The organism is Polaromonas sp. P1_F2 (assembly GCF_056405735.1).
Genome location: NZ_JBFUBN010000020.1, coordinates 40,131 through 49,422, shown reverse-complemented (window position 1 = coordinate 49,422; position 9,292 = coordinate 40,131). Strand labels below are relative to the sequence as shown.

Annotated in this window: 10 protein-coding genes and 3 tRNA genes; 1 reads left to right on the top strand and 12 read right to left on the bottom strand. The window is 63.7% G+C overall.

All coding sequences use genetic code 11. From position 1 onward, the window contains the following. From AC1D0O_RS24715 to AC1D0O_RS24700, 4 genes are all read right to left on the bottom strand, one after another. Window positions 1-243, bottom strand: a 243-nt coding sequence (locus AC1D0O_RS24715) for a GTP-binding protein (protein ID WP_477650650.1), incomplete at its 3' end; no start/stop codon positions are given. Between the two features lie 91 nt (window positions 244-334). Further along, window positions 335-409, bottom strand: a tRNA-Thr gene (locus AC1D0O_RS24710). Window positions 410-510: 101 nt separating this feature from the next. Beyond that, window positions 511-584: transfer RNA gene (locus AC1D0O_RS24705), tRNA-Gly, on the bottom strand. Window positions 585-685: 101 nt separating this feature from the next. Beyond that, window positions 686-771, bottom strand: a tRNA-Tyr gene (locus AC1D0O_RS24700). A gap of 130 nt (window positions 772-901) precedes the next feature. Here AC1D0O_RS24700 and AC1D0O_RS24695 point away from each other — a divergent pair. Further along, a complete protein-coding gene (locus AC1D0O_RS24695; protein WP_477656125.1) occupies window positions 902-2,005 on the top strand; it encodes a patatin-like phospholipase family protein in 1,104 nt (367 codons plus the stop codon). A gap of 68 nt (window positions 2,006-2,073) precedes the next feature. Here AC1D0O_RS24695 and AC1D0O_RS24690 read toward each other — a convergent pair whose 3' ends face one another. The 8 genes from AC1D0O_RS24690 to trpE are packed head-to-tail and all read right to left on the bottom strand — an operon-like array spanning window position 2,074 to window position 8,841. Beyond that, window positions 2,074-2,802 (bottom strand): uracil-DNA glycosylase, encoded by a 729-nt coding sequence (locus tag AC1D0O_RS24690; RefSeq protein WP_477656124.1) that lies wholly within the window; start codon window positions 2,800-2,802, stop codon window positions 2,074-2,076. Window positions 2,803-2,823: 21 nt separating this feature from the next. Beyond that, complete coding sequence (trpC, locus tag AC1D0O_RS24685; protein ID WP_477656123.1) at window positions 2,824-3,627, bottom strand: indole-3-glycerol phosphate synthase TrpC; 804 nt, start codon at window positions 3,625-3,627, stop codon at window positions 2,824-2,826. Window positions 3,628-3,632: 5 nt separating this feature from the next. Further along, window positions 3,633-4,676: an anthranilate phosphoribosyltransferase gene (gene trpD / locus AC1D0O_RS24680; RefSeq protein ID WP_477656122.1), complete on the bottom strand. Its 1,044-nt coding sequence runs from the start codon at window positions 4,674-4,676 to the stop codon at window positions 3,633-3,635. A 48-nt stretch (window positions 4,677-4,724) separates the two neighbouring features. Then, window positions 4,725-5,375, bottom strand: a complete 651-nt coding sequence (locus AC1D0O_RS24675) for a LysE family translocator (RefSeq protein WP_477656121.1) — start codon at window positions 5,373-5,375, stop codon at window positions 4,725-4,727. Between the two features lie 12 nt (window positions 5,376-5,387). After that, the gene (ltaE, locus tag AC1D0O_RS24670; RefSeq protein WP_477656120.1) at window positions 5,388-6,443 is read right to left on the bottom strand and encodes a low-specificity L-threonine aldolase; all 1,056 of its coding nucleotides are present in this window, start codon (window positions 6,441-6,443) and stop codon (window positions 5,388-5,390) included. Beyond that, window positions 6,440-7,021, bottom strand: a complete 582-nt coding sequence (locus AC1D0O_RS24665) for an aminodeoxychorismate/anthranilate synthase component II (RefSeq protein WP_477656119.1) — start codon at window positions 7,019-7,021, stop codon at window positions 6,440-6,442. Before AC1D0O_RS24665 ends, ltaE begins: the two co-directional genes overlap by 4 nt. A gap of 3 nt (window positions 7,022-7,024) precedes the next feature. After that, window positions 7,025-7,345, bottom strand: a complete 321-nt coding sequence (locus AC1D0O_RS24660; RefSeq protein WP_477656118.1) for a chorismate mutase — start codon at window positions 7,343-7,345, stop codon at window positions 7,025-7,027. Then, window positions 7,342-8,841: an anthranilate synthase component I gene (gene trpE, locus AC1D0O_RS24655; protein WP_477656117.1), complete on the bottom strand. Its 1,500-nt coding sequence runs from the start codon at window positions 8,839-8,841 to the stop codon at window positions 7,342-7,344. Before trpE ends, AC1D0O_RS24660 begins: the two co-directional genes overlap by 4 nt. Window positions 8,842-9,292 lie beyond the last annotated feature (451 nt).

The following is a 9,292-nucleotide window of genomic DNA, read 5'->3' as shown; positions in this document are numbered from 1 at the left end:
GTCCACGTGGGCGTAGTGGCGGTTCGCGGTTTCGTATTCAACGTGGGCGGTATTAATCGTAATACCGCGCGCTTTTTCTTCGGGCGCCGCGTCAATTTGGTCGTAGCCCTTGGCTTCGCCGCCGAACTTGGACGCCAGAACGGTCGTGATCGCCGCCGTCAGCGTCGTCTTGCCATGGTCCACGTGGCCGATCGTGCCTACGTTGACGTGCGGCTTGGTCCGCTCAAATTTGCCTTTTGCCATTTTTCAACTCCAGAAATTTATAAAGAGTTACAAAACCAGTGAATCACTACCGCCGGCCGCAGCGCTTTGCGCGCTGCGCCGGCTCAAAATATGGTGCCCTTTGCGGGAATCGGACCCGCGACCTCTCCCTTACCAAGGGAGTGCTCTACCACTGAGCCAAAAGGGCCTAAATTCTTCAAAAAGTCAAAAGACTTCAAAACTCTCTCACTGCAGTCCGGCGCAAGATCAACCAGCAGAGCCCGCAAACACCCCAAAACCGGAGCCTCGTGGAGCGGGAGACGGGAATCGAACCCGCGTCATTAGCTTGGAAGGCTAGGGTTCTACCATTGAACTACTCCCGCGCAGCTCTGCCAAATTCAACTCACATCAAACCACTCACAGCCCAAAACCCGCTTTACGCGACTGCCTTGCACTGGCCGCTTGCCAAAAATCAAACAAAATCTGGTGGATGAGGCTGGATTCGAACCAGCGTAGGCGTTAGCCAACAGATTTACAGTCTGCCCCCTTTAGCCACTCGGGCACCCATCCTTCAAGCGAACCTCGGATTATGCCACGGTTTTATGTCGGACGAAATGCCGGGGCCCCGCAAAAACATTAAAAAATGCCGTCCGGGCTGCTTCCGGGGCCGGTGGGACTTTGCGCCTGTCAAACTAGCGCCATGAGCGCCTCACTTCCCCCCTCTTCGCCACCAGAACCATCCTCCCAGCGCCGGGTCAACCTGGCGCTGCAGGGCGGCGGTTCCCACGGCGCGTTCACCTGGGGAGTCCTGGACGCCCTGTTGCAGGATGAACGCATCCAGTTCGATGGCATCAGCGGCGCCAGCGCGGGCGCAGTCAATGCCGTGGCGCTGGCGCATGGATTTGCCGTCGCCTCGCATAAAGACAGCGGGACACCGAATCCCCGGGAAGCGGCCCGCGCATCGCTGGCCCGGATCTGGCAGGGCGTGGCTGCCATGGGCAGCCTTGGCTCCATGGCCGACGGAATCAGCAAGATGTTGCTGGGTGGCTGGTCCTCAGACAAAGTGGGCGCTAACTTTTTTAATGGCGCAATGAGCCAGTGGCTCTCGCCCTACCAGTCCAATCCGCTGGACATCAATCCCCTGCGCAAGCTGCTGCAGGCGGAAATCGACTTTCACGCCATCGCCGGCCTGGAGGTGCCCAGGGCCTTCGTGTCCGCGACCCATGTGACCACAGGCCGGGCAGAAATCTTTTCGGGCAAACGCCTGACTTTGCAGGCCGTGATGGCCTCCACCTGCCTGCCCACGCTGTTCCAGGCGGTGGAAATTGACGGCCAGTCCTACTGGGACGGGGGATTTTCCAGCAATCCGTCCCTGCTGCCCCTGATCAGCGAATGCAGCAGCCGCGACATCATCGTGGTGCAGATCAACCCCCTGCGGCGGCCCGAGGTTCCCCACACGCCGCACGACATCATGGACCGGGTGAACGAGCTGACCTTTAATGCCAGCCTGCTGTCCCAGATGCGCACCATCGACTTCATCAACCGACTGCTGGCCGATGGGCGCCTGCAGGAGGGCGTGAAGTACAAAAGCCTGCTGCTGCACCGCATCGACGGCGGCGAGGCCCTGGAAGACCTGCCGTCGTCGAGCAAGATGTCGGCCGACGGTGCCATGATTGAAAAGCTATTTGACATGGGCCACGGCGCGGCCAAACGCTGGCTGCGCCGCCATTTTGAGGCGCTGGGCCAGCAAAGCACGGTCAATATCCGGCGCGACTACGTCGGCAGCCTTCCCCAGGAGTTTTAGCGGGGCCGCTTGGCGCCTCACGCTTCTTGTATTAGTGCTTGCCCGCCGCGCGCACTTTGCCGTGCCCGCTAACTTTTAGGGTGCGCGTCGCGCCACTCGCGCGCCTGCGAGAAATGGCCGCAGCCGATAAAAGGCAGCGGCGGCCGCAAGGCGGACAGCGGCGAGGGATGGTTGGCCACAAGTACCTTGTGGCGCTTCACATCGATCAAGGCCCGCTTGCTTTGCGCATGGGCGCCCCACAGCATGAAGACCACCGGATGGTCGCCGTCGGACACCTGGCGGATCAAGGTGTCGGTCAGCACTTCCCAGCCTTTGCCGGCGTGGCTGGCGGGCTGCGCTTCTTCCACCGTGAGGCAGGTGTTCAGCAGCAGCACGCCGTGCGTGGCCCACTTCACCAGGCTTCCGCCGGGCACCGGAAAGGCGGGAGGCGGCGTGCCCAGGTCGCGCTGCAATTCCTTGAAGATGTTGCGCAATGAGGGAGGCAAGGCCACGCCGGAAGCGACGGAGAACGCCAGCCCTTCAGCCTGGCCCCGGCCGTGGTAGGGGTCCTGGCCCAGGATCACGACGCGCACCTCATGGGGCGGCGTGAGTTCGAGCGCACGCAGCGGCTGGGGCGGAAAAATCACCGCGCCTTGCGCGAGCCGGCCTTGCAGAAAATCCAGCAGCCTGCGTCCGGTAGAGCTTTCAAAAAAAGCCTCCGTCGTGGGTCGCCAGCCTGGCGCGACCGGCCACTCCGCGGGGTCCGCGCCTGCCAGCTGGTCAGGTGGGCTTTTTGAGGTGCCGGGCGGGAAGTCCATGTGCTTGCCTAATCGGATTGCTTAATTTCCAAACAGCTGGGCCAGCGCCAGTCCCGGCTCTTCGGCCCGCATAAATGCCTCGCCGACCAGGAAGGCATTCACACCGGCAGCGCGCAGGCGTTTGACATCGGCCGGCGTGGCGATACCCGATTCGGTGACCAGCAGTCGGTCCGCCGGCACCTGGCCCAGCATGCCCAGCGTGGTGTCCAGCGAAACCTCGAAGGTCTTGAGGTTGCGGTTGTTGATGCCGATCAGCGGCGTCCTGAGCTTGAGCGCGCGCTCCAGTTCACCCTTGTCGTGGACTTCGACCAGCACCGCCATGTCCAGTGACATCGCCAGCGCCTCGAGCGACTTCATCTGCGCGTCGTCCAGGCAGGCCGCGATCAGCAGGATGCAGTCGGCGCCCATGACACGCGCTTCGTACACCTGATAAGGATCGACCATGAAGTCCTTGCGCAGCACCGGCAGGCTGCAGGAAGCCCGGGCCTGTTTCAGGTAATCGATGCTGCCCTGGAAGAACTGCTTGTCCGTCAGCACCGAAAGGCAGGCCGCGCTGAGGGTGCCGTCGCCCTCGGCATAACTTTGTGCGATATCGGCCGGAATGAAATCGGCGCGCAGTACGCCTTTGGACGGGCTGGCCTTTTTGACCTCGGCGATCACCGCGGGCTGGCCCGCCGCGATCTTGGCGCGCAGCGCGCCCACGAAGTCGCGTGTCAGCACACGCGACTCGGCGTCTTCACGCATCACCGCCAGCGGTTTTTTGCGAATCGCTTCGGCGATTTCCTGGCGCTTGACGGCGATGATTTTGTCGAGGATGTCGGACATGTTGTTCAGGCTGCCAGTTGTTGGGTGGTGGAAATCAGTTGCTGCAGGCGGGCCTTGGCCGCGCCCGACGCCAGCGCCTCGCGGGCCAGCACGATGCCGGCCTTCATCGAGTCGGCCACATTGGCGGCATACAGCGCCGCGCCGGCATTGAGGATCACGATATCGCGCGCCGCGCCGGGCTGGTTGTCCAGCACGCCCAGCAGCATGGCCTTGGACTGTTCGGGCGTCTCCACGCGCAGCGCGCGGTTGCTGGCCATGGGCATGTCGAAGTCTTCGGGATGGATCTCGTATTCGGTGATTTCACCGTTCTTGAGTTCACCGACCACGGTGGCGGCGCCCAGGCTGACTTCGTCCATGCCGTCCTTGCCGTAGACCACCATCGCATGCTCGGCGCCCAGGCGTTGCAGCGCACGGACCTGGATGCCCACCAGGTCGGAATGGAACACGCCCATCAGGATGTTGGGCGCGCCGGCCGGGTTGGTCAGCGGGCCCAGGATGTTGAAGATGGTGCGCACGCCCAGTTCCTTGCGGATGGGTGCAACGTTTTTCATCGCCGGGTGGTGGTTGGGCGCGAACATGAAGCCCACACCGACCTGCTCTATGCACTTCGCAATGGCTTCAGGGGAGAGGCCGATGTGGATGCCCAGGGACTCGATCACGTCGGCGCTGCCGGACTTGCTGCTCACGCTGCGCCCGCCGTGCTTGCTGACCTTGGCGCCCGCGGCCGCGGCCACAAACATGGAGCAGGTGGAAATGTTGAAGGTGTGCGAGCCGTCGCCGCCGGTGCCGACGATGTCGACCAGATGGGTCTTGTCGGCGACGTTGACCTTGGTGGAGAACTCGCGCATCACCTGCGCGGCGGCGGTGATCTCGCCTATGGTCTCCTTCTTCACGCGCAGGCCGGTGATCAGCGCAGCCATCATCACGGGCGACATTTCGCCGCTCATGATCAGGCGCATGATGTGCAGCATCTCGTCATGGAAGATTTCGCGGTGCTCTATGGTGCGCTGCAGCGCTTCCTGCGGGGTGATCTTGTGGGTATGGGGCATGGCGTGTCTCGTTTGCAGTGTTGCTTTATGGATGCTGGACGGGATGGCTCAGTTCGCCGGATTATCGGTAAAGGCAAGCTTGAGGCCAAACGCGATGAACATGACGCCGGCCGCGCGGTCCAGCCAATGCATGCCGCGCTGCACGGCATCGCGTTTGGCCATCCAGGCGGCCGCCAGGGCCCAACCCGAATTGACCGGGATGGCGTTCAGGTTGAACAGCACGCCCAGCAGCACAAAGGCAAGGGCTTTGTTGTCGGTGTCGGGAGCGATGAACTGCGGCACGAAGGCCAGGAAAAATATTGCGACCTTGGGGTTCAGGACATTGGTCCAGAAGCCCCCCATAAAGACCGCTTTCAGGCGCCGCTCCGGCTGGGCGGCAGCCGCCGCGACAAGATCGGTGGTGGCCTGCGGTGCTTTGGAAAACAGGATCTTCGCGCCTACCCACAGCAGGTAGGCCGCGCCTATCCACTTGAGCACGGTAAAGGCCATCGCTGAAGTGGCCAGCAGCGCGCCGACGCCGACAGCCGCTGCGAAAATGTGGACAAAGCAGCCGGCCGTGATGCCCAGGCCGGCCACGATGCCGGCGCGCGCCCCCGAACGCAGCGAGTTGGTCACGATGTACAGCACATCGGGGCCCGGCGTCAGGTTGAGCAGCCAGCCGGCCGCAATGAACAGCAACAGGTGTTGGAAGTCGGGCATGGCGTTGTCCTTTCAAGCCTTGAGATGGAAGAACTGCCGGATGGCGGCCACGGCACGGTCCACGCCGGCGGCGTCCACATCGAGGTGCGTCACAAAACGCAGGCGATACAAGCCCGTCGCCTGTATGCCCTGGCTGCCCAGGTGCTTGAGCAACGCCGCCGATTGCTCGCGCGCCGCGCCCGTCAAATCGACAAACACGATGTTGGTGTGCGGCGGCTCGACCTGCAAGCCCTCGATGCCGGCCAGCCCGTCGGCCAGGTGTTTGGCCAAAGCATGATCCTGCGCCAGGCGACCGACGTGGTGGTCCAGCGCATGCGATGCCGCAGCCGCCAGCACGCCGGCCTGGCGCATGCCGCCGCCCGCCATCTTGCGGATGCGATGCGCCCGCGCGATGAACTCGCGCGAGCCGCACAGCGCCGAGCCGACGGGCGCGCCCAGCCCTTTGCTGAAGCAGACGGAGACGCTGTCAAAACAGTCCGCAATGCGGCGCGCTTCGGCCAGCGGGTTGCTGCCCGTTTGCGCGGCCTGCGCCACCGCGGCGTTGAACAGCCTGGCACCGTCCAGGTGGCGGGCCAGGCCATGTTTTTTTGCGAGCGCGGTGGCCTGCTGCACGTAGTCAAACGGCAGCAGCTTGCCGCCCAGGGTGTTTTCCAGCGCCAGCAGCCGGGTACGCGCGAAATGCGCGTCATCGGGCTTGATGGCCGCCTCGATCTCGGACAGGGCCAGGGTGCCGTCGCTGTGGTGGTTCAGCGGCTGCGGCTGCACGCTGCCGAACACCGCCGCGCCGCCGCCTTCCCAGCGGTAGCAATGCGCCATCTGGCCGACGATGTACTCGTCGCCGCGCTGGCAATGGCTCAGGATGCCGCAAAGGTTGCTCTGCGTGCCGGTGGGCACAAAAAGCGCGGCCTCGAAACCCAGCAGGCCGGCGATTTTTTCCTGCAGCGCGTTGACGGCCGGGTCGTCGCCGAACACGTCGTCGCCCAGCGGCGCGGCCAGCATGGCCTCGCGCATCGCGGCCGTCGGCCGGGTCACGGTGTCGCTGCGCAGGTCAACGAAAGCTTGGCTCATGCGGTCTGCTCCAGGAAGTTTTTCAGCATGGCGTGGCCGTGCTCGGTGAGTATCGATTCGGGGTGGAACTGCACGCCCTGGATGGGCAGCTCCTTGTGGCGCACGCCCATGATCTCGCCGTCGTCCGTCCAGGCCGTGACGACCAGGGCCTTGGGGCAGGAGGATTTTTCAATCGCCAGCGAGTGGTAGCGGTTGACGACGAACTGCTCGGGCAGGTCGGCGAACACCCCCTGCCGCGTGGTGGTGATCACGCTGGTCTTGCCGTGCATGAGCTGCTGGGCGCGGATGATGTTGCCGCCGAAGGCCGCGCCTATCGCCTGGTGGCCCAGGCAGACGCCCAGGATGGGCAGCTTGCCGGCGAAGTGCTGGATCGCCGCGACCGAGATGCCGGCCTCGGCGGGCGAGCACGGCCCGGGCGAGACCACCAGCAGGTCGGGCGCGCGTGCGGCGATGTCGGCCACGCTGATTTCATCATTGCGGAACACTTCGACCTCGGCGCCCAGTTCACCGAAGTACTGGACGATGTTGTAGGTGAAGCTGTCGTAGTTGTCGATCATCAAGAGCTTGTTGCGCTTCATGGTTCAGGCCTCCTGGCGCAGGCGTTGGAATTCGCCGCGCTCAAAATCAATGGATGCGGCAATCATGGCGCGGTAGGCCGCTTCCAGGATGGCCTCGGGGGCGCCGGCCGCACGAGCCTGGGCACGCACGCGGTCTACGATGAATTCGATGCGCGCCCGGTCGACGATGTCGCCGGCGCTTTGTTTGATGCGCGCCGCTTGCGCGACATAAGCGCTGCGCTCGGCGACCAGCGCCACGATGCGGTCGTCAAGCGCGTCGATGTTGCGGCGCACGTCGGCCATGCTGCGGCAGTGCTCGACGGTTGGACGGTTGGACGTGCTCATTCCAGGCCCTCCTCGACGAGTTCGGAAGCCCGCAGCAGCGCGCGCGCCTTGGCCTCGGTTTCCTTCCATTCGAGCTCAGGCACCGAATCGGCGACCACGCCGGCCGCCGCCTGCACATAAAGCGTCTGGTCCTTGATGATGCCGGTGCGGATGGCGATCGCAACGTCCATATCGCCGGCATAACTGAGATAGCCGCAGGCGCCGCCATAGAGGCCGCGCTTGGTGGGCTCGAGCTGGTCGATGATTTCCATGGCGTGGACCTTGGGCGCGCCGGTCAACGTGCCGGCCGGGAAGGTGGCCTTGAGTACGTCCATGCTGGTCATGCCGTCCAGCAGCACGCCTTCGACGTTGCTCACGATGTGCATCACGTGGCTGTAGCGCTCGACGGCGAAGGCCTCGGTGACCTTCACCGTGCCGGTCTTGGCGATACGGCCTATGTCGTTGCGCGCGAGGTCTATCAGCATGACGTGCTCGGCGCGCTCTTTCGGATCGTTGACCAGTTCGTGCTCGACGGCCTTGTCGGCCTCGGGCGACGAAGCGCGCGGGCGGGTGCCGGCAAGCGGCCTGATGGTGATTTTTTGCCCTTCGCTGACTTGCTCCTGCCGCACCAGAATTTCGGGCGAAGCCCCCACCACATGGAAGTCGCCGAAGTGGTAGTAATACATATAGGGCGAGGGATTGAGCGAACGCAGCGCGCGGTACAGGCTCAGCGGCGACTCGGTATAGCGCTTTTTGATGCGCTGGCCGACCTGCACCTGCATGAAGTCGCCGGCTTCGATCAGGCGCTTGGCTTTTTCCACGGCGGCGATGTAGTCGGCCTTGGCGAAATCGCGTTCGGCGGGGTAGCCCTGCGAAGGCTTGACCACCGGGGCGCTGACCGAATACTTGAGCTTTTCCCTGAGTTCGCGCAAACGCTTCTTGGCGTTGGCATAGGCCTCGGGCTGGGCCGGGTCGGCATAGACGATCAGGTAAAGCTTGCCCGAGAGGTTGTCGATCACCGCCAGCTCTTCGCACTGCAGCAGCAGGATGTCGGGACAGCCCAGGGTGTCGGGCGGACAGCTGGCTTCGAGTTTTTTCTCGATGTGGCGCACTGCGTCATAGCCGAAATAACCGGCGAGGCCGCCGCAAAACCGCGGCAGTCCAGGCCGCAGCGCGACCTTGAAGCGCTTCTGGTAGTCGGCGATGAAGTCCAGCGGGTTGGCCGCCGAGGTCTCCACGACACGGCCGTCCGTCACCACCTCGGTGACCCGGTCGGCGCCAAAGCCCGAGGCGCGCACCAGCGTGCGGGCCGGCAGGCCGATGAAGCTATAGCGGCCGAAGCGTTCCCCACCGACGACGGACTCCAGCAGGAAGCTGAATTTTCCGCCGTCCTTGGAGTGCGCGAGCTTGAGGTACAGGGATAGAGGCGTTTCAAGGTCGGCAAACGCTTCCGCCATCAGTGGAATACGGTTGTAGCCCTGGCCGGCCAGGCTTTTGAATTCGAGTTCAGTGATCACGGTCAATCCTTTTCAGGGAGGCAAGACGCATAAAAGCGCTGCCGCCTGTCATTCAACACGCCCCGAAGACCGGGGCCGGGATGCTCCCGCGGGCTGCGGAGGGCATCAACAAAGAAAGGGGGGTGTCGCAGAACCTGCGGCAAGTGCACGGGCCGGGGCAGCGCTGTCAGCGTGCCGGCCCGCATGCGCCTCAGGCGAGCGGGAAATGACAGGTACGCCAGGGCCAGGCTCCCCGGTCGCCACAACCTGTTTGAATGACGCGATGAATGAACATGTAGGCCAAAGTGTAGCAAAGACCGGAGCCGGCCAAACCTCGCCGGACATCAAAAAAACCGAACGGCACCTGACAGGAGTCGGTGGACGGGTCCCTAGTACTAATGCTTATCTCGCAAACCCTCTTGCGAGGGGCTGCCCCTGAACTCGAAAATGAGGAGATAAAAAAGAACGCTCG

Bases quoted from the DNA above. Each gene is read 5' to 3' on its own strand.
- AC1D0O_RS24695 (WP_477656125.1), top strand. From the start codon at position 902: ATGAGCGCCTCACTTCCCCCCTCTTCGCCACCAGAACCATCCTCCCAG.
- AC1D0O_RS24690 (WP_477656124.1), bottom strand. From the start codon at position 2,802: ATGGACTTCCCGCCCGGCACCTCAAAAAGCCCACCTGACCAGCTGGCA.
- trpC (WP_477656123.1), bottom strand. From the start codon at position 3,627: ATGTCCGACATCCTCGACAAAATCATCGCCGTCAAGCGCCAGGAAATC.
- trpD (WP_477656122.1), bottom strand. From the start codon at position 4,676: ATGCCCCATACCCACAAGATCACCCCGCAGGAAGCGCTGCAGCGCACC.
- AC1D0O_RS24675 (WP_477656121.1), bottom strand. From the start codon at position 5,375: ATGCCCGACTTCCAACACCTGTTGCTGTTCATTGCGGCCGGCTGGCTG.
- ltaE (WP_477656120.1), bottom strand. From the start codon at position 6,443: ATGAGCCAAGCTTTCGTTGACCTGCGCAGCGACACCGTGACCCGGCCG.
- AC1D0O_RS24665 (WP_477656119.1), bottom strand. From the start codon at position 7,021: ATGAAGCGCAACAAGCTCTTGATGATCGACAACTACGACAGCTTCACC.
- AC1D0O_RS24660 (WP_477656118.1), bottom strand. From the start codon at position 7,345: ATGAGCACGTCCAACCGTCCAACCGTCGAGCACTGCCGCAGCATGGCC.